At 59.4% G+C, this 20,008-nt stretch carries 19 protein-coding genes and 1 tRNA gene; 11 read left to right on the top strand and 9 right to left on the bottom strand.

Annotated features, from left to right (window positions below; all coding sequences use genetic code 11):
* Positions 1-6 precede the first annotated feature (6 nt).
* Positions 7-1,476 (bottom strand): glucose-6-phosphate dehydrogenase, encoded by a 1,470-nt coding sequence (gene zwf, locus A0U94_RS07805; protein WP_062027148.1) that lies wholly within the window; start codon positions 1,474-1,476, stop codon positions 7-9.
* A gap of 276 nt (positions 1,477-1,752) precedes the next feature.
* Here zwf and A0U94_RS07800 point away from each other — a divergent pair, with 276 nt between their 5' ends.
* Together A0U94_RS07800 and A0U94_RS07795 are read left to right on the top strand one after the other, a co-directional pair.
* Positions 1,753-2,019 (top strand): DUF2312 domain-containing protein, encoded by a 267-nt coding sequence (locus tag A0U94_RS07800; protein WP_062027147.1) that lies wholly within the window; start codon positions 1,753-1,755, stop codon positions 2,017-2,019.
* Between the two features lie 54 nt (positions 2,020-2,073).
* Complete coding sequence (locus A0U94_RS07795; protein WP_077803013.1) at positions 2,074-2,673, top strand: hypothetical protein; 600 nt, start codon at positions 2,074-2,076, stop codon at positions 2,671-2,673.
* Between the two features lie 21 nt (positions 2,674-2,694).
* Here A0U94_RS07795 and proB read toward each other — a convergent pair whose 3' ends face one another.
* The 4 genes from proB to rplU all read right to left on the bottom strand — a co-directional run bounded on the left by proB (position 2,695) and on the right by rplU (position 5,552).
* Positions 2,695-3,831: a glutamate 5-kinase gene (gene proB, locus A0U94_RS07790; protein WP_077803012.1), complete on the bottom strand. Its 1,137-nt coding sequence runs from the start codon at positions 3,829-3,831 to the stop codon at positions 2,695-2,697.
* Complete coding sequence (gene obgE, locus A0U94_RS07785) at positions 3,828-4,838, bottom strand: GTPase ObgE (protein ID WP_077803011.1); 1,011 nt, start codon at positions 4,836-4,838, stop codon at positions 3,828-3,830. The genes proB and obgE overlap by 4 nt, the downstream gene beginning before the upstream one ends.
* Before the next feature lie 99 nt (positions 4,839-4,937).
* On the bottom strand, positions 4,938-5,204 hold the full coding sequence (rpmA, locus tag A0U94_RS07780; protein ID WP_062027139.1) for a 50S ribosomal protein L27: 267 nt from the start codon (positions 5,202-5,204) through the stop codon (positions 4,938-4,940).
* A 33-nt stretch (positions 5,205-5,237) separates the two neighbouring features.
* On the bottom strand, positions 5,238-5,552 hold the full coding sequence (rplU, locus tag A0U94_RS07775; RefSeq protein WP_011251736.1) for a 50S ribosomal protein L21: 315 nt from the start codon (positions 5,550-5,552) through the stop codon (positions 5,238-5,240).
* A 291-nt stretch (positions 5,553-5,843) separates the two neighbouring features.
* Between rplU and A0U94_RS07770 the strand changes: the two genes are divergently transcribed.
* Positions 5,844-5,933 (top strand) — tRNA-Ser (locus A0U94_RS07770).
* Positions 5,934-6,282: 349 nt separating this feature from the next.
* The gene (locus A0U94_RS07765) at positions 6,283-7,752 is read left to right on the top strand and encodes a catalase (RefSeq protein ID WP_077803898.1); all 1,470 of its coding nucleotides are present in this window, start codon (positions 6,283-6,285) and stop codon (positions 7,750-7,752) included.
* Positions 7,753-7,899: 147 nt separating this feature from the next.
* Here the strand turns inward: A0U94_RS07765 and A0U94_RS07760 are convergent, their stop codons facing one another.
* Together A0U94_RS07760 and A0U94_RS07755 are read right to left on the bottom strand one after the other, a co-directional pair.
* Complete coding sequence (locus A0U94_RS07760; protein ID WP_062027240.1) at positions 7,900-10,143, bottom strand: FUSC family protein; 2,244 nt, start codon at positions 10,141-10,143, stop codon at positions 7,900-7,902.
* Between the two features lie 27 nt (positions 10,144-10,170).
* Positions 10,171-11,436, bottom strand: coding sequence for a UdgX family uracil-DNA binding protein (locus A0U94_RS07755; RefSeq protein WP_077803010.1), 1,266 nt, complete (start codon positions 11,434-11,436; stop codon positions 10,171-10,173).
* Positions 11,437-11,635: 199 nt separating this feature from the next.
* Between A0U94_RS07755 and A0U94_RS07750 the strand changes: the two genes are divergently transcribed.
* Genes A0U94_RS07750 through A0U94_RS07740 form a run of 3 tightly spaced genes read left to right on the top strand, consistent with a single transcriptional unit; the run spans position 11,636 to position 13,438 of the window.
* Positions 11,636-12,103, top strand: coding sequence for a Ros/MucR family transcriptional regulator (locus A0U94_RS07750; RefSeq protein ID WP_062109656.1), 468 nt, complete (start codon positions 11,636-11,638; stop codon positions 12,101-12,103).
* 44 nt (positions 12,104-12,147) lie between these two features.
* Positions 12,148-13,092, top strand: coding sequence for a signal peptide peptidase SppA (gene sppA, locus A0U94_RS07745; RefSeq protein WP_077803009.1), 945 nt, complete (start codon positions 12,148-12,150; stop codon positions 13,090-13,092).
* Between the two features lie 40 nt (positions 13,093-13,132).
* A complete protein-coding gene (locus tag A0U94_RS07740; protein WP_077803008.1) occupies positions 13,133-13,438 on the top strand; it encodes an integration host factor subunit beta in 306 nt (101 codons plus the stop codon).
* 454 nt (positions 13,439-13,892) lie between these two features.
* On the opposite strand, the gene A0U94_RS07730 is transcribed toward A0U94_RS07740, so the two are convergent.
* Entirely contained in the window at positions 13,893-14,792 is a 900-nt protein-coding gene (locus tag A0U94_RS07730; protein WP_062027243.1) for a LysR family transcriptional regulator, read from the bottom strand.
* Positions 14,793-14,910: 118 nt separating this feature from the next.
* On the bottom strand, positions 14,911-15,885 hold the full coding sequence (trxB, locus tag A0U94_RS07725; protein WP_077803006.1) for a thioredoxin-disulfide reductase: 975 nt from the start codon (positions 15,883-15,885) through the stop codon (positions 14,911-14,913).
* A 99-nt stretch (positions 15,886-15,984) separates the two neighbouring features.
* Here trxB and A0U94_RS07720 point away from each other — a divergent pair, with 99 nt between their 5' ends.
* The 4 genes from A0U94_RS07720 to A0U94_RS07705 are packed head-to-tail and all read left to right on the top strand — an operon-like array spanning position 15,985 to position 19,992.
* Positions 15,985-16,467, top strand: coding sequence for an Lrp/AsnC family transcriptional regulator (locus A0U94_RS07720; RefSeq protein ID WP_062109651.1), 483 nt, complete (start codon positions 15,985-15,987; stop codon positions 16,465-16,467).
* A 12-nt stretch (positions 16,468-16,479) separates the two neighbouring features.
* Positions 16,480-17,586 carry a glycosyltransferase gene (locus tag A0U94_RS07715; RefSeq protein ID WP_062027291.1) on the top strand — a complete coding sequence of 369 codons (1,107 nt, stop codon included), beginning with the start codon at positions 16,480-16,482 and terminating at the stop codon, positions 17,584-17,586.
* A 4-nt stretch (positions 17,587-17,590) separates the two neighbouring features.
* A complete protein-coding gene (locus A0U94_RS07710) occupies positions 17,591-18,991 on the top strand; it encodes an ArnT family glycosyltransferase (protein ID WP_244177971.1) in 1,401 nt (466 codons plus the stop codon).
* Between the two features lie 50 nt (positions 18,992-19,041).
* On the top strand, positions 19,042-19,992 hold the full coding sequence (locus tag A0U94_RS07705; protein ID WP_077803005.1) for a flagellar motor protein MotB: 951 nt from the start codon (positions 19,042-19,044) through the stop codon (positions 19,990-19,992).
* Positions 19,993-20,008: the final 16 nt, after the last annotated feature.

The raw sequence follows: 20,008 nt of genomic DNA, 5'->3' as shown, positions 1-20,008 counted from the left end.
ATGTGGTCACTCCGAGGCTTCGTGCCAGGTGTCGCCATGCTCGGCGAGCAGACGGGTGGCCTGCTCCGGACCGTAGGAGCCGGCGCTGTAGGTCTGCATGGGTACCGTATTATGTTTCCACGCATCAAGGACCGGTTCGGCCCAGCGCCATGCCGCTTCGACCTCGTCGCGACGGATGAAGAGGACCGGATCGCCCCGGACCGCATCAAGCAGCAGTCGCTCGTAGGAGTCGGGGAAGGGCATGCCGCCTTCCATGCGAATGGAGGCGTCCAGATCCGCCGTATGGAGGTTGAACACGTCCAGCGCGGGGTTCTTGACGTTCAGCCGCAGTTCCACGCCTTCATTGGGCTGGATGCGCAGGACGAGCCTGTTGCTGGCAGGTGTGGCGCCGAACATCGTGGTCGCCGCCGGGCGGAACGTCACGACGATCTCGCTGACCTTGCGAGCCGAGCGCTTGGCCGTGCGGATATAGAAAGGCACGTTCTTCCAGCGCGGTGTATCGACCCAGGCGCGGACAGCGGCATAGGTTTCCGTGGTGCTGGGCTGGCCGAGTTCTTCAAGATAGCCCGGAACGTTTTCGCCGCCGATCACGCCGGCCGTGTACTGGGCACGGACGGTCTCGGTAGCTGCGCTGGCTTCCGTAATCGGGCGCAGCGCGTTCAGGACGGCCAGCTTGGCGTTGCGGACGGCATCGGCCTCAAGGGAGTCGGGCGCTTCCATGGCGACCAGACACAGAACCTGAAGCAGATGGTTCTGGATCATGTCGCGCAGTGCGCCTGACGTATCGTAATAGGCCGCGCGACCTTCCACGCCGACCGTCTCGGCGGCGGTGATCTGCACGCTCTCGATATGCTCTGCCGACCATGCCGCATTGATGAGCGGGTTGGCAAAGCGCAGGGCGAGAACGTTCTGGACCGTCTCTTTGCCAAGATAATGGTCGATCCGGTAGATCTGCTTTTCTGGAAAATACTGGCCCACGCCGTCGTTGATGGCGGTTGCGGTCGCCATATCCGTTCCGATGGGCTTTTCAAGCACCACCCGCGAACTGGCTGTAATCAGCCCGTACCGGTGCAGGTTTTCGCAGATGCTGCCGTAAAGCTGCGGCGCAGTTGCGAAATAAAAGACCCGTACACGATCAGGCTGAGCCTTGGCGAACAGGGACGTCAGGCTGTCCCACTGTGTGCTCTCGCGGCTGCTGTCGAGGGTCACGTAGTCCAGGCGGGCCAGAAAGCGGTCCACCAGTCCAGGGCTCAGGACATCCGAAGGAAGGAAACGCTCGAGCGCCTCACGGGCACGCGCAACATAGGCCTCCCGGCTCAGCTCCGTCCGGGCGGCTCCGATGATGCAGGCATCATCCGGAATTTGCCCCAGCCGGAGGCGGTTATAGAGCGCGGGCAGCAGCTTGCGCATCGTGAGATCGCCAGTGGCGCCGAAGATGACATAGTCGAAGGGCTCGACCTGCTGGAAATGTTCCATGGAAGACTCTCTGACCTCTCGAACCCGCAGACCGGGAAAAAAGGGTTAGGGTTCAGGCCTTTTCAGGCACCGTCTAGATCCCTGCCGGGGCGCTTTCTGTCAAGGGACGAGCCGTGCACGACATCGGGAGAAAGGTTTCTTCAGACCCATGCGTTCATGAAACGTGCACATAATTCCGTTGACCGTCCCGCCCTCCTCACGATAAGCCGCGCGGCGGATGCTGTGTTTGCGCAGCGTCGGCGAAACATAGCCCAGACGACATAAGGAAACCGGACCATGGATGCAGAAACCAAGAACGAAGGCGCTGCCACGGGCGGGATCGCTGCGGACCGTCTGCGCTCCATCATCGAGCGTGTCGAGCGTCTGGAAGAGGAGCGCAAGGCTCTGGCGGGCGATATCAAGGATATTTTCTCAGAAGCCAAATCGGCCGGATTTGACGTAAAAGTCATCAAGCAGATCATCCGCCTGCGCAAGCAGGAGCCGGCGGAAATCGAGGAGCAGGAAACCCTGCTCGACATCTATCGTCGTGCCCTTGGAATGTAATTCCGGCTGCCGGACGATCGAACACGCTAATTTCAGACTGGACCGGGCCTCCTCATGATGTCTGATTTCTCATGGCTGCCAGGCTGGGCCATCGGGTGCCTGGTCGTGGTGGCCGCACTGTTCGGACTGGCGCTGCTGTGCATGCCGTTCGCCGTGTTCGGTACCAAGCCCCGGTTGCAGGATCTGGAGTTCCAGATTGCCGAGATGCGCGCTGAACTCCGGGCCCTGAATCTGCGTCTGGCGGTTTCGACGCGTCCGGACGGTCCTTCTGCCGTTCCGGGCGGGCAGACCGTCATGGCGCCTCAGGAACGCATGGCGCAGATGGCTGAAGACTATCTGATGCCAGCGCGGACCCTGCGCCCCGATCTGCCTTCGTATGAGGACGGTCCGGGGCAGATCGCTGCGGGCCGGGGGGACCCTGAAACCCTGCCGCGTCGAAACCTTAATGCTGCGTCCGCGACCGGAAGGGACGACCTGTCCGGCGCGTCCGAGCGGGTCTGGTCACGTGCGCCATGGGAGCACGACGAAACCGAGGCCAGGCGTCAGCCTCTGGGTCGTGGTATCGACAGAAAGCAGGTCGTGAAAACGGTTGCGGAGAATGACGCCTACCGCTCGCGTTCGGAACCCAAATTGCGCTGGCCTCCGAAGGGCTGAAGATCAGCAGGGCAGGGGGTGTCAGGGATGATCGAGAGCCAGGTCATCCCGATGAATGAGGGCATCCCGTCCACGATATCCCAGAAGCTGCTCCATCTCTGCCGAACGATGTCCGATCAGCTTCAGGCTCTCGTCCGAGTCGTAACCGATCAGACCGCGTCCGATAATGATGCCTTCACTATCGCGAATAGCGACGAGATCGCCGCGTCCGAACGTCCCTTCAAGTCCCGTTACGCCTGCGGGAAGGAGTGAGGCGCCTTCCTGAAGGGCGCGACAGGCTCCCGCGTCGATCGTGAGGGATCCTCTGGGCTGGAGGCCGCCGCCAATCCAGCGCTTGCGGGCTGAACCCGCATCGGTCTGGGCCAGAAACCAGGTGCAGGGACCGCCATTCTGCAGCCGACGCAGCGGATGGTGTTCCTGTCCGGCAGCGATGACCATGTTCGCACCTGCGCGCGTCGCAATCCTTGCGGCCAAAAGCTTCGTACGCATGCCGCCTGACGAATAGCCGGGTGGTGGCTCGCCTCCCATGGCCATGATGTCGTCGGTCATCTGTTCGACAACGGGAATATGTCGTGCGGACGGGTCCTGTCGGGGGTCGGCCGTATAGAGCCCGTCAATATCCGACAGCAGCACCAGGCAGTCCGCACCCGTCATCTGGGCGACGCGGGCGCCCAGACGGTCGTTGTCACCGAACCGGATTTCGCTGGTGGCGATAGCATCGTTTTCGTTGATGACCGGCACACAGCCCAGATCGAGCAGTGTCTGAAGCGTGGCGCGGGCGTTCAGATGACGCTCACGGTTTTCCGTATCATCCGGCGTCAGGAGAAGCTGTGCCGCGACCAGATCGTGGTCCGCTAGCGCCGCACTCCAGCCCTGTGCCAGCCCGATTTGTCCGACACTGGCCATGGCCTGTTTTTCGTCCAGACGCAGCCTGCGGGATGTGAGGCCAAGACGATGCCGTGCAAGGGAGATCGCTCCCGATGAGACGACAATCACCTCTGCGCCGTGTGCACGTAGATCGGCGATATCGGCGCAGACGCTCTGCAACCATTGCTGCCGCAGCGCGGCGTTGGCGGAATCGACCAGAAGCGCGCTTCCGATCTTGATGACGATCCGGCGGGCCTGCGCCAGATGAGGAGCACAAGCCGCAGCATTCATCCCTGCCGGTCCTTTTTGGCAGCCGTCACGCGATCCTGAAGCATCCGGAGCAGTTCCGGCAGGCCTTCCTGCGTCGCACCGGACAGCATCAGCACTTCGGCCCCGGACGCCTTGGCGAGGGCCCGCTTTTTAGCAGAGCGCTGTGTGGGCGTCAGGGAATCGCACTTGTTCAGAACGATGATCTCGGGTTTGGCTGCAAGCTCCGGGTCGTAGGCCTCGAGTTCCCTGCGGATCAGGCGCCAGTGCTTGACGACCTGACTTTCCGTTCCGTCGATCAGATGCAGGAGTGTTGCGCAGCGCTCTACATGGCCAAGGAAACGGTCCCCAAGACCCGCGCCTTCGCTGGCGCCTTCGATGAGACCGGGAATGTCGGCGATCACGAATTCTTCGGTATTGTTCAGCCGGACCACGCCAAGCTGCGGGTGCAGGGTCGTGAAAGGGTAATCTGCAATTTTCGGACGCGCACGGGATGCGACAGAAAGAAGCGTGGATTTGCCCGCGTTTGGAAGGCCCACAAGACCAATATCGGCAATCAGCTTGAGGCGCAGCCACACCCAGCGCTCTTCGCCCGGCCAGCCTTTGTCGGCCCGGCGTGGCGCACGGTTGGTGCTGCTCTTGAAATGGGTGTTACCAAGGCCGCCATCACCGCCACGGCACAAAAGGACTTCCTTGCCCTCGGCGTCGAGATCGGCCAGCAGGGTTTCGCGGTCCTCGTCGAAGATCTGCGTGCCGACAGGGACATTGATGGTGACATTTGCGGCGGCAGCACCGGTCCGGTTGGAACCTGCGCCATTGCCGCCCTTGCGGGCCTTGAAATGCTGCGTGTAGCGGAAGTCGATCAGTGTGTTCAGGCCGGGAACCGCGCGGAAAAGGATATCACCGCCACGACCGCCATCACCGCCGTCCGGACCGCCATATTCAATGTATTTCTCGCGCCGGAATGCGATCACGCCGTCCCCGCCGTCCCCGGAACGCACATAGATCTTGGCCTGGTCGAGAAACTTCATTGTATTGTCCGAAAGAAAAGGTGAGGGGCGCTTTATACGCAAAAAGGCCGGTCCCGAACAGGACCGGCCCTTTCTGCTCGCGCTGGAACAGCGGGCTGCTTATTCAGCAGCTTCCGGCAGTGCCACGGAAACGTGGACGCGGCCTTCTGCGCGGCGCTGGAACTGAACGTGGCCGTCTACGAGCGCGAACAGCGTGTGGTCGCGACCGATACCGACATTGGCTCCAGCCTTCATCTTCGTGCCGCGCTGACGGACGATGATGTTGCCTGCGATGACGCTTTCGCCGCCGAACTTCTTTACACCCAGACGACGACCTGCACTGTCGCGTCCGTTACGGCTCGAGCCGCCTGCCTTTTTTTGTGCCATGACTGTTTGTCCTTACCTAAAGTGTCTGGCCAATCAGGCCGCGTTGATCGCGTTGATGCGCAGGACGGTCACCGGCTGACGGTGGCCATTCTTGCGGCGGCTGTTCTGACGGCGACGCTTCTTGAAGATGATCACCTTCGGCAGACGATCCTGAGCGACGACGGTTGCCGTCACGGTTGCGCCAGCAACCAGCGGTGCGCCAACGGTCAGCGTGCCTTCGCCCCCAACCATCAGGACGTCGGTGAAGGTGATGGTGCTGCCGGCTTCAGCTTCGAGCTTCTCGACCTTGAGGATGCTCTCGGGAGCAACGCGATACTGCTTACCGCCGGTGCGGATGACTGCGTACATTCTGGAAACTCTCTCTGTTCCGATCTCGTGGCCGCTTCTGCCGGGTGGTCCCGGTCTCGTGCGACCCAGTCGCTTTTTGTCGTTGGCTCCAAGGCAGCCACTGCAATGCGGCCGTATGGAACAGCCGCGGTCGATACAGATATGAGGGCTTTCAGTCAATCAGAAACGACTAAAAAACAGCCCTGCAACCATATTTCTCGAAGGAAGGCGTTTCTACCCTCTTGCAATATTGGATAAAGCCCGTCATAAGCCCCTCCGTCGATCAGGTTCAGCGCAACAGCAGAGCCGTACGGAGAGGTGCCAGAGTGGTCGATCGGGGCGGTCTCGAAAACCGTTGTGCCTTCGCGGGTACCGTGGGTTCGAATCCCACCCTCTCCGCCAGAAATTTAAAGAACAGATAGTAAAATATCGCTTTAACGGTGCCGGATGTTCTGGTCTCCACATTGCCTCTCATCCGAGGGCCGTCTTCTACGTCGTTAGGCAGCGCCGCAACTGACGGCGGGGTCTCCTGTTGCTACGCCTAAAATACTGCCGCGCCACTAAATAAATGAATATCGCGTTCCAAAAACGACCTGGCAGAAATGGCCAGGGTTGCCCATGTGATCGACTTTGGCCTGGAACCTCTTCACCCCGCTGCGCGTAGTCTGGATGTCTAGTCGGTATCACCCAGCGGGTGCTGCCTGAAAAAACGCGGATCTATATCCAGAAAGACCGTTTGAAGGAAAATGTTATGACGAATGAGCAGGCGAAACCATTTCATACAACGGACTCCGGCATTCCTGTCTCCAGTGACGAGCATTCCCTAACGGTCGGCGCGGATGGACCAATCCTGTTGCATGATCATTATTTGATCGAACAGATGGCAGCTTTCAATCGCGAGATGATCCCCGACCGTCAGCCCCATGCCAAGGGAAGCGGGGCGTTCGGCCGGTTCGAAGTCACACATGACGTCAGTCGCTATACTTCGGCGAAATTCCTTCAGCCCGGTGCAGTAACCGAAGCTGTGGCGCGGTTCTCCACGGTTGCCGGTGAAGCCGGAAGCCCGGACACATGGCGCGATCCGCGTGGCTTTGCGCTGAAATTCTACACGGAGGAAGGCAATTTTGACATGGTCGGCAATAACACGCCGGTCTTCTTCGTGCGTGACCCACTGAAGTTCCAGCATTTTATCCATTCCCAGAAGCGTCGGGTGGATAATGGTCTGCGCGACAATGACATGCAGTGGGATTTCTGGACGCTGAGCCCCGAGAGCGCACATCAGGTAACGTGGCTGATGGGCGACCGCGGTATCCCGGCAAGCTGGCGTCACATGGACGGGTTCTCCAGCCATACCTATCTGTGGGTGAATGCGACCGGAGAGCGCTTCTGGGTGAAGTATCACTTCAAGACCGATCAGGGTATCAAGTGTCTGACGCAGGAGCAGGCGGGCCAGCTTGCAGGATCGGACGCCGATTATCATCGGCGCGATCTCCATATGGCGATCAAGCGCGGCGAGCATCCGAGCTGGACGCTCAAGATGCAGATCATGCCGTATGAAGATGCCAAGACCTATCACATCAACCCGTTCGATCTGACCAAGGTCTGGCCTCAGGGCGAATATCCGCTGATCGAAGTCGGCAGGCTGACACTCGACCGCAACCCGACGGATTTTCATTCCCAGATCGAGCAGCTCGCGTTCGAGCCGAACAATTTTGTACCGGGGACAGGACTGTCTCCTGACAAGATGCTGCTGGGACGTTCATTCGCCTATGCTGACGCCCATCGGGCGCGGCTGGGAGTGAATTACAAGCAAATTCCGGTCAACGCCCCGAAATGTCCGGTTCATGGCTACACGAAAGGAGGCGTCATGCGGATGCGTGATGCGCATGATCCTGTCTACGTTCCCAATTCCAAGGGCGGTCCGGTGGCCAACCCGCAGCGCTTTCCGGAAAACGCGGTCTGGGCAGCGGATGGTGACTTCGTGCGGGCGGCCTATACCTTGCGTCAGGACGATAACGATTTCAGTCAGGCCAATGTCTTGGTCAACCGGGTTATGGATGATGCCGCGCGCGACCGACTGGTGAACAATATTGTCGGACATGTGTTGCAGGGTGTCGAGGAGCCCGTCCTGTCGCGGGTGTTCGAATACTGGTCGAACGTTGACGCGGCTATTGGAGCCCGGGTGAAGGAAGAGGTACTTTCCAAAAGATCCGCGCATTAAATCTGATTGACGCTTGTTCCTGCGTCACACATGCGGGCTTGAGAAACAACCGTGCAGATGTCCGCCTTGCGGACATCTGCCCTGACGACTTCAGGGTGTAAAAATCTTCAAGAATAATTTGCGACTTTGGTGCTCGCTGGAAAAAGTTCAGCTTTGCCCTGAATTGAGCAGTCGGCTGTTTTTTTCGCCTCGGAAGGGTTTGCTTGCATCGAGAAAGTCTTCATTCGTCCGCATGGTATAGGCGATCACAACCAGATAGGTGATGGCTCGCGTGAGCTCGAGGCGGGTCACCAAGTCGGTTTCCCGGGCATCGAGAACGCGTAGCCGCCGGACCGCAGCCTCTGCGATGCGGGCGGCTTTGTCGTGACGACGGGTGGATTCTTCAACGTAGTGCAGAACCAGCAGGATGGGACGTCTTGCGCTTTCAGGCAGGTATTCCCGATCCAGCAATGCGCGGAGCCTGATGACATTCAGCCCAAGGGTGAGTGTTGCCAGCGTCCCGAGAATACAGGCCTCGATCAACGGGGCAGGGGTCGGGCCTGCATGACGGATCAGGCGGGCAAAGCGGTCCGTATTGCGTCCGATCCAGACGCTGATGCGGGGCGTAAAGCCCGGATGGGCCAGATGCTGCAACTCTCCCAGCATGACCCGGCGAAGACGGAGACGTTCGGCGTCGCTGCTGAACGGCAGGACGCTCCGGAAAACGATTACACTGACGGCGACAGCAAGAACGGTCGCCATATTGCCATTATAAAAGGCCAGCTCATTCATGACATGATGGTTTTCCAGACCGAGCATGGCAGGGAGCAGAAGCCCATACGCCGCCGAGCCGCCGGCTGTGGCCGGATTTCCTTTGGCCAGTCCGCCCAGAAACATTGCGGGGCCCAGAAAGAGCGTCAGGGTCTCGAAGGTCGTGACCTTCGGCATCAGGACAAAGACCAGAAACCACGCGACAATATAGGCTGCCACGGCGCCTTTGAGGAATTCCGTGGTGCCAAGGACGGGATTTTCCTTCGTGGCGAAAAGCCCGCAGACCAGCGTCGTGATGGCAATGAAGCCAAGGCCGTTCGGCCAGGCCGTTACTTCATAAATATAGGCTGTGATCAGAACCGCGCAGGCACCACGCAGGCCGTTATGTACGGCTTCACGGGTGTCGCGATGGGTTTCGAGCTGGAAATGGAAGTGATCGCCTTTGATGCGATGCGTGCTGGCCTCGTATTCCTTGATGGCCTGTTCCAGATCGCCCAGAAGCTCTCCGAGCGAGACGAAAAGAACGCGCTCGTCCAGCCGGTCATCCAGCATCTCCGGGCTGGCATCGGCCGCGTCAAAGGGCTCATGCCCGGGGATGGGTTCAAGATCGGGGCGAATATCGGTTTCGCGATGCGGTGCAGCGTACAGGCGGCAGACATCGCGAAAATGCTGTAAATCCGCCAGGAGGGCAGGGACGGAATTCTGGTCGGGCAGGCGCTTTGGAAACTGCTTCAGAAAAGCGAGGATCTCGTCTGCGGTTCGGGTAAATGCCGGGTGATTATGGTTGAGCACCTGAAGGCGCATGGCCATGCCGAAGCCGCGTGACAAAAGGGCTGAGACAGCGGCGAGGGCAGCGCGCGCATGGTCGCCTTCATGACCGTGTGGTCCCATTTCAACTTCGGCAAATTCGATCTGGTCATTGATGGTGAGGATCGTGCCGAACTGACGGCGGGCTGCGTTCAGTGCGCCGCGTTCTTCGCCCAGAAGGCTGCACAGAGTGGTCGTGACGAGAACAAGTGCCGATTCAAGTTTCTGTCTGAGCTGTGCGCGGGCATGTCGTTCCTGACTCGTGGCAAAAATGAGCCCCATGAAGGCTTCACACAACACGCCGAGCACGATGTATGTGCCGCGCGACATCGCGACCATGAAGATGTTGTCGGGATTGGAGGCCGCGCCCATGCAGATGATGGAACAGGTATATCCTGCAAGAACAAGGGCATAGGAGCGGAAGTTGCTAACGAATGTCGCAAACCCGCTGCACAGGCCGATCCAGAGCGCGATCATGGGGAAGAACAGCCATGGCGCCTGTGGGGCAATGGCCATGATGGTGATGGCCGCAATACCGCCACTGATGGTGCCGACGATACGCCATTTAGCCTTGGACTGACTTTCGCCGCGGCTGGTTTGCGCGACGGCCCAGACGGTCATGGCGGCCCAGGCCGGGTCGTCCAGTTCCATCCAGAACGCAATTCCGATCGCCAGACAGGCTGCAATGGTGTTGCGCAGTGCAAACGTGACGGATGAAGGGCTGGGCGCATACAGCCACGAGAGAAAAGGACGCGCCCGCGGCCGCAGAGGTGCGGGCCGTGTGGTCGTATTATCCGGAGTCGGTTGTCCCGAGGAGATGGTGCTGCCACTCATTGCGAGGGTTTCTTAGCCCTAACGGCATTATCCGGCGAGGGCTGAAATTGCCATTCTGAGATCGGTTACGAATTTTGTATATTCGCGTGTCTTCGACTCCTCATCTGGCAGGCGGAGCAGATAAGACGGATGGACGGTTACCAGACCGATACTTCCGTCCTCCAGAGGAATATGTCTTGAGCGTTCGCGCGACACTGTCACCGGACGTCCAAGAACAGCACTGGCGGCTGTAACGCCCAGCATGACCGTAACTCCGGGAGCCAGAACCCGTCGTTCTGCGGCGAGCCACGGCGCGCAGGCGGCTACGTCGGAGACATCCGGTTTCTGATGAATGCGGCGGCTCCCTTTGAGAGTGAATTTGAAATGCTTGACGGCATTGGTGATCCACGCGTCTGCACGATGCCCGCCAGCATCGCGCAGGGCACGATCGAACAGTTGTCCTGCTGGTCCGACGAAGGGGCGTCCCTGAAGGTCTTCCTGATCTCCAGGCTGTTCGCCAACGAAGATGATGCGGGCCTTGGGGTTGCCTTCTCCGGAAACGGTCCGGGTCGCTGGCCCGCACAGTTCACACATTCGGCAGTCGATCGCCCCGGCGCGGAGGCTGGCAAGTGCAGGAGAAGACGCAATATCTTCGGGGGCAGGATGCAGGGGCACCGGCGCAATTCCGTTCCACCAGGCATTGCTGCTGCCAGCGGTGGCGAGACTGCGTGCAGACTCGACAAGCCCGGATGAGGGCAGATCATCGCCTGTAAAACCCGGTCCGAAGTGAGGATGTCGACCGTCCCAGTACAGCGTCCGCTCAGGCGATATCACGATCCAGGGTGCGGGACGCAGATTTGACAATGCCTCTGCCTGACTGTCGATCAGGGCCGCCGTATGAGACGTGCGAATAACCTGACATTCCGGATTGCGGGCATCGGGCATCTGACAGCGTAGGTCGAGCGCTTTTTCCCGACTTTCCCGTGCGAGCCCTTGCAGGCGCTGAGTCAGTTCATCAGGTAATGGCATGCCGTCACGTAAAGTCTCGAGTGTGAGATACAGAAGATGCAGCCTGTCAGGGGCTTCAGATACGAAGACAGCCGGAAACAGCGCAGCAAGCGCGCGCGGGAGACTGGTCGTCGAGGGGGCCGTAGGAAGGTCCCGCATGGCAGAGGGGGCATAGAGGGACGGTGGGGCTTTTATGATCCATTGTATTGAATCGGCCGGAACCCTGTCATGGAGCAGTTTGCGCGCCCATGCACGCCAGCCGGAAAAATCACTTGTTGTTGAAAGCGTGACAGTTTCTCGGGTCATGTCGTCGTTCCAGTTGTAAGGCTCAACACAGGAGACTTTTGTAGGCGCATACGGCTATTTTTGTTTGCGGGTTATTTTGATATGGTGATAATCAAGGTTAGGAACAGGAATACGTCAAATATTTCCATGCCGCATTTACCTGACCCTTTGCAGGCGTTAAGGGACTGAAAAATCATTCGAACGGATAGGATGAGATATTATGTCTGAAAATACTTCCAATACAGGTCTTCTGGAACTTACGGCCAGAATCGTTGCTGCCCAGGCATCCCGCGGATCGCTCGAAGCGGAAGCGCTGCCAACCCTGATCCGGCAGGTGTATGACGCATTGTCAAAGGCTGGAGTTCCTGAAGAAGCGCCGCAGCCCGAGCGCCCGCAGCCGGCAGTGCCCGTCAAACGCTCTGTTTTCCCCGACTACATCATTTGTCTCGAAGACGGCAAAAAGCTGAAGATGCTCAAGCGCCATCTTCAGAGCGCCTATGATATGACGCCGGAACAGTATCGCGAACGCTGGGGTCTGCCCGCGGACTATCCTCTGGTGGCTCCGAACTACGCACAGCGCCGTTCTGCCCTGGCGCGTGAAATCGGTCTGGGACGGAAGATCAGTGCGGCAACCGGCGAGGGCAAGAAAGAGGCCGCTCGTGGACGTCGTGCCAAGAAAGAAGACTGATCTTTATTTGACCGCGTCCGGAAAGCAGGAGCAGAATTCCCGTCATGAGTGCTGAACTGAATCTTTTCCTGACCAATCAGGTGAAGCATCGTCAATTACTGTTCTGGCGGATCGGAGCGCTCATTGCCTTTTTCGGCGCGGTCGTCATTTCCATGATGGGTCATCGTGGTTCTGTCGGCCCGAATTTCAGCCACAAACCGCATATCGTCCGTCTTGCCATCAACGGTGTCGTCCAGAACGATGTGACGCAGATCGTCCGTGCCCTGAAACAGGCTCAGGGCGCACCCGATGTGACCGGACTGCTTCTGGTTGTGGACAGTCCGGGTGGAGGCGTAACAGGCGGTGAAAGGCTTCATGACGCGGTCAAGCGCTTTGCCGCAGTCAAGCCGGTATCTGTTTCGATGGGAGATATGGGGGCATCTGCGGCTTATATGCTCTCCGTGCCGGCGCAGCATATTGTTGCCTTGCCTTCAACACTGACCGGGTCGATCGGTGTTATTTTCCAGCGTCCTGATGTCTCGGCTGGTCTGGGGCGTCTGGGCATTGGCGTGGATGCGATTACATCCGGCGCCATGAAAGACCAGACAGATCCGACCAGCGCCCTGACTCCCGAAGGGCGTCAGATGCTTCAGGGCATTGTTAATGATCTGTTCGCCCAGTTCGTTTCGATGGTTGCGGATGGCCGTCATCTGACGGAAGAAAAAGTCCGCAGTATGGCGGACGGACGTGCCTATACGGGACGGCAGGCCATCTCTCTGGGACTTGTCGACGAGCTTGGAGATGAAGATGCGGCCCGGCTGTGGCTCAGAAAGCGGCTGAATATCGGGATGTCCTCCTACCCTGTGGTGCCGCTGATTCCTGAACGCTCGAAGCGCTGGTATCAGTGGCCGGGAAAAAAGGCGATGCTGACAGGGTTGCTCGGGGGAAGTTTCTCCAGTGCTCTTGACCGCGAAGGCCTTGACGGAGCCGTTGCGATTTTGCAACTCTGATGACCTGTTTCAGAAGGCGGAGTCAGGTGGAACAACTGTCATGACTCGATCCGAACTTATCGCCGAACTGGCGGAAGCTTATCCGCACCTTCTCACCCGCGATATAGAACGCATCGTTCACGCGGTCTTTGACGAAATCGGCTCCGCACTGGCTCGTGGAGATCGTGTGGAACTGCGCGGATTTGGGGCATTTCTTCCCCGTGAACGGGCCGCCCGGACAGGGCGGAATCCCCGGACAGGCGATATCGTGCCTGTTGAGGAAAAGAGTGTTCCGTTCTTCAAGGTTGGCAAGGAACTCCGGGAGCGTGTCAACCAGCGCCTGTCCACACCTAAATCCAGAAACTAATCCCATTGTGTCCAGGCAGCATCAGGTGCCTTGCAAGGTGATGGCTGGAACCGCTCAAGGCTGGTTTGGCAGACGGTTTCTGCGGTATGATGAGGTCATGAAGCCTTTTCCGCATTTTCTGGTGGTATCTGTCTGGGTTGTGGGTTTGTCTCTTGGGGTTTCGTTTCTGGCCCCCTCGGCGGCATGGGCTCATGGCTTGGTGAAGCCTGTCGGGAAATCCCTGTCCCACCATAGGGAAAAGACCCGTGCATCGCAGGCGGCTGTCTGCTACCGAATGGCCTCAGGCGTTATTGTACTCGAACAGATGCCCAACAATGCGCGCCGCCTTGGGCGGGGCGGCGGATTTGCGCCAATTGGGGAAGCAGTCTTCCGATCCAGCAATCGGCCTCACGCCTGTACCCCGACCCATGGTCGCAGGGGATAGGAGGCACAAAAGCCTCCTGGTTTCTTCCCCTTACTCCTGGCCTTTGAGATTGCTGATTTCGGAAAGAAGGAAATCGCGGAATACTGCGATCCGCTTTGAAGTCCGCAATTCTTCCGGATAGACGAAATACGCCTCAACCAGAGGAACCTGCTGGTTCGGCAGGATCCTGACAAGGTCGGGATAGCCTGTCGCGGCATAAAGGGGCAGGGAGCCGATGCCGGTTCCGGCCGCAATGGCATTCGCGACGGCCGAGATGTTGTTGATCGCCAGACGACGGCTGCCCTGCCGCGCAACGCCTTCCTGGCGCAGAAGATCAAGCAGCCAGTTCACATTCGGTAAAGGCAGATGCCAGCCCGCAAAGCTGATGATCTGGTGGTTGGCCAGATCTTCGAGCGTCTGCGGGGTGCCGTGGCGCTCAAGATAGGCGGCGCTGGCATAGATCGGCATGGGAAAGTTGGCGAGATGACGCTGCACCAGATCGGGCTGTGTGGGTGGGTGCAGTCGGATGGCGACATCCGCTTCACGCATGCCCAGATCCAGATCCGCATCTTCGAGCAAAAGCGTGACTTCAATATCGGGATGCAGCTCCAGAAACCGGTTCAGGCGCGGAGATAACCATGACAGCCCAAAACCTGTGGTCGTGGTGATCTTGATTTTTCCGGCGGCCCGCTCCTTGCTTTCGCTCAGGAATGCCTGTGTCAGGGCCAGTTTCGAGAAGACTTCACGGACCGTACGGTTCAGGACATCGCCCTGCTCCGTCAGGATCAGACCACGCGCATGCCGATGGAACAGCGGCACGCGCAGTACATCTTCAAGCGCGGAGATCTGGCGCGAGACTGCTGACTGGCTCAGCCCCAGCCGATCCCCGGCATGGGTGAAGGACCCGGCTTCCGCCACGGCGTGAAAAATCCGCAGCTTGTCCCAGTCCATCTGGTTTTCTCCCCGTTCGCCAAGGCGACGGTCTTCGTCCTTCTTACCCATATGTCCCGGCGTTATCCGTCAAGATATGTCGTTGAATGGACGAAACTGTCTGAACCACGCGCGAGGGTCAAGTTTTTGTCATGGCAGGTATGCCAGAAAGATATCGTTCGGCCTCCAGAGCCGCCATGCAGCCTGTTCCCGCCGCCGTAACAGCCTGTCGGAAAACGCGATCCTGAATGTCGCCGGCTGCGAACACGCCTTTGATGGAGGTTTCCGTGCCACCGCTTTCGGTCAGGATATATCCGTCGCTGTCACAGGCGACTTCGTGCAGGAAAGGACCCGTGTTCGGCGTGTGACCGATGGCGACAAAAACTCCATCGACATCCAGTCGCGAAAGCGCGCCCGTCTGGGTGTCCTTCAGTGCAATCCCGCAGACCACTTCCGGTTCGCCTGAGCCCAGAACCTCTTCGACGGCCTGATTCCAGTGAACTTCGATTTTCGGGTTGGAAAACAGGCGTTCCTGGAGGATGCGCTCGGCGCGCAGGCTGTCACGGCGATGGATCAGATGCACCTTGTCCGCGTGATGCGTCAGATACAGCGCCTCCTCGACTGCCGTATTGCCGCCACCGATCACCGCTACCGTCTTGCCGCGATAGAAGAAGCCGTCACAGGTCGCGCAGGCAGAGACACCGCCGCGCTGAAGACGCTTTTCCGATTCGAGACCGAGCCACCTGGCCTGCGCGCCCGTCGCGATCACGACAGTGCGGGCCCGGAATTCGTCTCCCGAATCTCCGGTCAGCCGGAAGTATCCGTCCGGCCCCGGACCTTTTTTCAGGTCAGCCTGAACGATCAGGTCATAGATCAGGCGCGTTCCGACATGTTCGGCCTGAGCGCGCATCTGTTCCATCAGCCAGGGCCCCTGCACAGGAGTCGCAAAGCCAGGATAGTTTTCCACATCCGTCGTGATGGTCAGCTGTCCACCGGGCTGCATTCCGGTCACGAGAATCGGCTTAAGACTTGCGCGGGCCGCGTAGATTGCCGCCGTGTAGCCAGCAGGGCCAGCGCCCACAACCAGCAGATCCGTATGATGGATTTCGGGCATGATTGGTCCTCAAATGATATCAGGCCCCTTCATATAGGGACTTCGGACGCATGTGCCATCTTTGCGGATCATGTCGGCTGACATATACGTCAGATTGAAATGAACGCTTCTCCGCACTCCGCACCGATTGAACTGGATGCCATCGACCGGCAGATCATCGCCGAACTCCAGGCCGATGGACGCATGACCAATGTGGAACTCGCCCGCCGCACCGGGATTTCCGCGCCTCCCTGCCTGAGGCGGGTCCGTCGGCTCGAGGAGCTGGGAATCGTCAAGGGGTATCATGCCGAAGTCGATGCCGCCCTGCTGGGGTGGTCCCTGAATTTCTATGCCCTGATCGGCCTTGATAGCCAGAAGGGGAGTGTCCTTGAGGCCTTCGAAGCCCAGGTCGGCGCATGGCCCGAAACGCGCGAATGTCACATGATCCGGGGGGGCGGCGATTTTCTCGTGCGTCTGGTCGCCCGTGACGCCGCCCATCAGAATGCCCTGACACGCCTGCTGACGGACAGCCCGCATGTCGTCCGTGTCCAGACCCTCCAGACCATCCATACGAGCCGTGATCTTGCCGGCGTGCCGATCTGACCGGCTGAACCCATGACCGCTTCCCGGTTGCTGTCTCTTCCGGCCGAACTGAGCGTCATCGTTCCCTGCTACAACGAGGTTTCCAATGTGGCACCGATGGTTGCCGCACTGGAAGGCGCGCTTGAGGGGAGGGCATGGGAAGTCATTTTTGTTGATGATAACTCACCGGATGGCACCGCGTCCGAAGTTGTCCGTCTTGCACGTCTGGACCCTCGGGTCCGGGTGTTGCGACGGGTTGGGCGCCGTGGGCTCTCTTCTGCTGTCATCGAAGGCATCCTTTCGTCCAGTGCACCCTGGGTGGCGGTCATGGACGGGGATCTGCAACACGATGAATCCGTTCTGCGAACCATGCTTGCTGAATTGCAGGGTGGCGCCGAGCTTGTGGTGGCAAGCCGACATGTGGATGGTGGCGATAGTGGAGGGCTGGCCGGACGCTGGAGGCATATGCTCTCCGATACCGGGATCCGGGCTGCACAGGCCGTCATGCCGCACCCGCTGAGCGATCCGATGAGCGGCTTCTTCGCCATGCGACGGGATCTTTTTGAATCCTTGTTGCCACGCCTGTCCGGGACCGGGTTCAAGATCCTGCTCGATCTGGTGATGTCTGCTCCCAGAACTGTCCGGATCGTCGAAGTGCCGTTCGTGTTTCGCCCCCGGCTGGCGGGCGAGAGCAAGCTTGATGTCATGGTCCTGATCCAGTTTGCGACCATGGTGCTCGACAAGCTGGCCCATGGCTGGCTGCCCACACGCTTCATGGCCTTTGCGCTGGTCGGTCTTATGGGCGTGGTCGTGAATGTGAGCGTCATGAATTTTGCGGGGGCGTGTGGCCTGAGCTTTTCCTGGGCACAGCTCGCCGGAACCGCGGCTGCCATTCTGACGAATTTTCTGCTCAACAATCGCTTCACCTACCATGATCGCCGCCTCAAAGGGCAGAAACTCTGGAGGGGGCTGGCCATCTTCGTCGCAGTCTGTTCGCTGGGGGCGGTCGCCAATATCGGCATTGCCCGCATGATGCTGGACAGCGCGGGTCATGGTCACTGGGACCGCTCGTCTGCTGCGGGAGCTGTCGTTGGTGTGGTCTGGAATTACGCGGTGTCCTCCACACTTGTCTGGCGCTGAAACCGTGAGTGAAAATATGCGGAATATCCGGCTGTTCTGGGGGCTTCTTGCGGGACTGACGATCATCCGTCTGTGTCTTGCCGCCAGCGTTCCGCTGACGCCGGACGAGGCGTATTACTGGGTCTGGTCGCGCAATCTTCAGCCCGGTTATCTGGACCATCCGTTCATGGTGGCCCTGTGGATCCGTATCGGAACGTGGGTCGCCGGGGATACGACAGTGGGAGTCCGTCTGCTGGGCCCCCTGTCTGTCCTGCCGGGAAGCTGGGCGCTGTATCAGGCGGCCCGGCGGCTTCTCCCCGGCTGTCCGTGGCCACAATCGGGACTTAGTGCCGCGCTTTTGCTGAATGCCACCCTGATGCTCGGACTGGGTGCGGCGACGATGACGCCCGATACGCCACTGCTGTTCTTCATTACGCTGTTTCTCTACACACTCAGCCGCGCGATTGATCCGGAGCTGACATCGCGCGCGGCTCTTCCGTGGTGGATTGGCTCGGGCCTTTTGTTGGGTCTGGCTTTTGATTCAAAATATACCGCTGTCCTGATCGGTCTGGGGTTGGGGGGGGCGGTCCTGACGACGAAGCGCCTGCGTCAGCAGCCCGGTCCCTGGCTGGCTCTTCCGGGACTGTGTCTGGCGATGTCCCCTGTCATCGTGTGGAATGCGAGGCATCACTGGGCCAGTTTTCTCAGGCAGGGCGGACGGACAGGAGACTGGCATCCGGCGCGGGCGCTCCAGTTCCTGGGGGAACTGTTGGGCGGGCAGATCGGGCTTGCCACGCCGCTGGTTTTCATTCTGTTTGCGGCCGGACTTTGGGCCTGTCTCAGGCGTAACAGGCTTCTGGCGTGGCTGGCTCTGGTACCCACGGTCGTGTTCGTGACCCATGCTTTCGGGGATCGCGTACAGCCCAACTGGCCTGCCGTCATCTATCCGGTTCTTGCCCTCGCAGCACTGGAAACCGGATGGCGCATCCGCTGGGCTGTAACCAGCGGACTGGTCATCACCATGATTGTTTGCATCCAGGCAATGTTTTCGCCGCTTCATCTCGCCCCGCATCGTGACCCTGTGCTGCGCCTTACGGGAGGATGGGATGAGTTTTCCCGTAAGGTTGCGATGCAGGCAAAAGCGCAGGGCGCGACGGCTCTGGCCGCGAAGGATTACGGTCTGGCATCCCGTCTGGCATTCACGCAGAATATTCTTCCCGTTACCGGAACGGATCAGCGCTGGCATCTTTTCCACCTTCCTGCGGTAAAGGCGGCCAAAACGGTCATGGTTGAAGAGCAGAGGCATGGTGTGGAGGCGCAGGAGGCCGCAACATTCTGCCGTAAAGTCCGGGGGCAGGCCATCCGCTGTTATATTGTACACGGGCCGGATTTTGTCGCTGGCGTGCAGCTTCCGGGGCGTTCTTAAACCTCTCCTTAAGAACTCGCCTGTCATACTGAGGCCACTCAGGAGGCGGGATGTCCAACCAGAACGGCAAAGAAGCACGAAAGATCATCATCAAACGTTTTGACGTTGTTGAAGGTGGTCATCACGGCGGGGCCTGGAAGATCGCCTACGCCGATTTCGTAACGGCCATGATGGCGTTCTTTCTGGTTATGTGGCTCATCAACGCCACGACGGAAGAGCAGCGGAAGGGTATCGCCAACTTCTTCAATCCGATGGCCGTCTGGAAGGACATGCCTCCTCCCGTCGATAATGTTCTGCCTGCGGCTCCTGAGCCTGTTTCCCTGGAAACAAAGGCCGTGGCCCTGAAACCGGGCAAAGACCAGTACGGGAAACCGGTCCAAGGAGGCGCTTCGGGTGCACAGACGGCCAGGGACCAGAGCGCCTCCAGCGCTCATACGGCCCAGATCGTTGTTCTGCATGACAGCCAGATCCAGCCAGGCGAACCGCCTGTTACGTCCTCTCCTCCGAGCCCGGATCAGAAGGCCGAACTGGCTGCCAGAGTGGCTGCGGCCCAGAAAATTCAGGCTCTGATCGGCACAATGCCGGAACTCGCCGACGTCCGCTCGCAGGTTTCGGTTACGGCGGGTGATGACGGTCTTCATATCCAGATTGCAGATTCCGAACATCAGCCGATGTTCGCCCTCGGCAAGTCTTCTCCTGATGCCCATGCGGTTCAGTTGATCAAGGCAATCGTGCCCTATCTCGAGAAACTGCACGGCAAGCTGTCCATCGCCGGTTACACGGACGCCGCACCTTATCGTCCCGGACAGATGAGCAACTGGAGCCTGTCGAGTGCAAGGGCAGTCGCCGTGCGGGATCTGGTGGTTCAGAACGGCTTTCCGGATGGACGCCTGAAATCCGTCAGCGGATATGCCGACCGGAACTTGTTTGACCCCACTCAGCCTCTCAATCCCCGGAACCGTCGCATCGTGCTGGTGCTGTCGCCCGATATTTCTCAATAAATTCAGGTCAGTCAGG

It is taken from the genome of Gluconobacter albidus, from assembly GCF_002005485.1.
GTDB lineage: Bacteria > Pseudomonadota > Alphaproteobacteria > Acetobacterales > Acetobacteraceae > Gluconobacter > Gluconobacter albidus.
Note: the sequence above shows the minus strand (reverse complement) of the source record. Positions and strands in the feature narration are given on the sequence as shown.

Coding starts and splice junctions, on each gene's coding strand:
- zwf (WP_062027148.1), bottom strand. CDS start 1,476: ATGGAACATTTCCAGCAGGTCGAGCCCTTCGACTATGTCATCTTCGGC.
- A0U94_RS07795 (WP_077803013.1), top strand. CDS start 2,074: ATGATGTCTGATTTCTCATGGCTGCCAGGCTGGGCCATCGGGTGCCTG.
- A0U94_RS07765 (WP_077803898.1), top strand. CDS start 6,283: ATGACGAATGAGCAGGCGAAACCATTTCATACAACGGACTCCGGCATT.
- A0U94_RS07750 (WP_062109656.1), top strand. CDS start 11,636: ATGTCTGAAAATACTTCCAATACAGGTCTTCTGGAACTTACGGCCAGA.
- trxB (WP_077803006.1), bottom strand. CDS start 15,885: ATGCCCGAAATCCATCATACGGATCTGCTGGTTGTGGGCGCTGGCCCT.
- A0U94_RS07705 (WP_077803005.1), top strand. CDS start 19,042: ATGTCCAACCAGAACGGCAAAGAAGCACGAAAGATCATCATCAAACGT.
- A0U94_RS07800 (WP_062027147.1), top strand. CDS start 1,753: ATGGATGCAGAAACCAAGAACGAAGGCGCTGCCACGGGCGGGATCGCT.
- proB (WP_077803012.1), bottom strand. CDS start 3,831: ATGAATGCTGCGGCTTGTGCTCCTCATCTGGCGCAGGCCCGCCGGATC.
- rplU (WP_011251736.1), bottom strand. CDS start 5,552: ATGTACGCAGTCATCCGCACCGGCGGTAAGCAGTATCGCGTTGCTCCC.
- A0U94_RS07730 (WP_062027243.1), bottom strand. CDS start 14,792: ATGGACTGGGACAAGCTGCGGATTTTTCACGCCGTGGCGGAAGCCGGG.
- rpmA (WP_062027139.1), bottom strand. CDS start 5,204: ATGGCACAAAAAAAGGCAGGCGGCTCGAGCCGTAACGGACGCGACAGT.
- A0U94_RS07715 (WP_062027291.1), top strand. CDS start 16,480: ATGACCGCTTCCCGGTTGCTGTCTCTTCCGGCCGAACTGAGCGTCATC.
- sppA (WP_077803009.1), top strand. CDS start 12,148: ATGAGTGCTGAACTGAATCTTTTCCTGACCAATCAGGTGAAGCATCGT.
- A0U94_RS07720 (WP_062109651.1), top strand. CDS start 15,985: ATGAACGCTTCTCCGCACTCCGCACCGATTGAACTGGATGCCATCGAC.
- A0U94_RS07740 (WP_077803008.1), top strand. CDS start 13,133: ATGACTCGATCCGAACTTATCGCCGAACTGGCGGAAGCTTATCCGCAC.
- obgE (WP_077803011.1), bottom strand. CDS start 4,838: ATGAAGTTTCTCGACCAGGCCAAGATCTATGTGCGTTCCGGGGACGGC.
- A0U94_RS07760 (WP_062027240.1), bottom strand. CDS start 10,143: ATGAGTGGCAGCACCATCTCCTCGGGACAACCGACTCCGGATAATACG.
- A0U94_RS07755 (WP_077803010.1), bottom strand. CDS start 11,436: ATGACCCGAGAAACTGTCACGCTTTCAACAACAAGTGATTTTTCCGGC.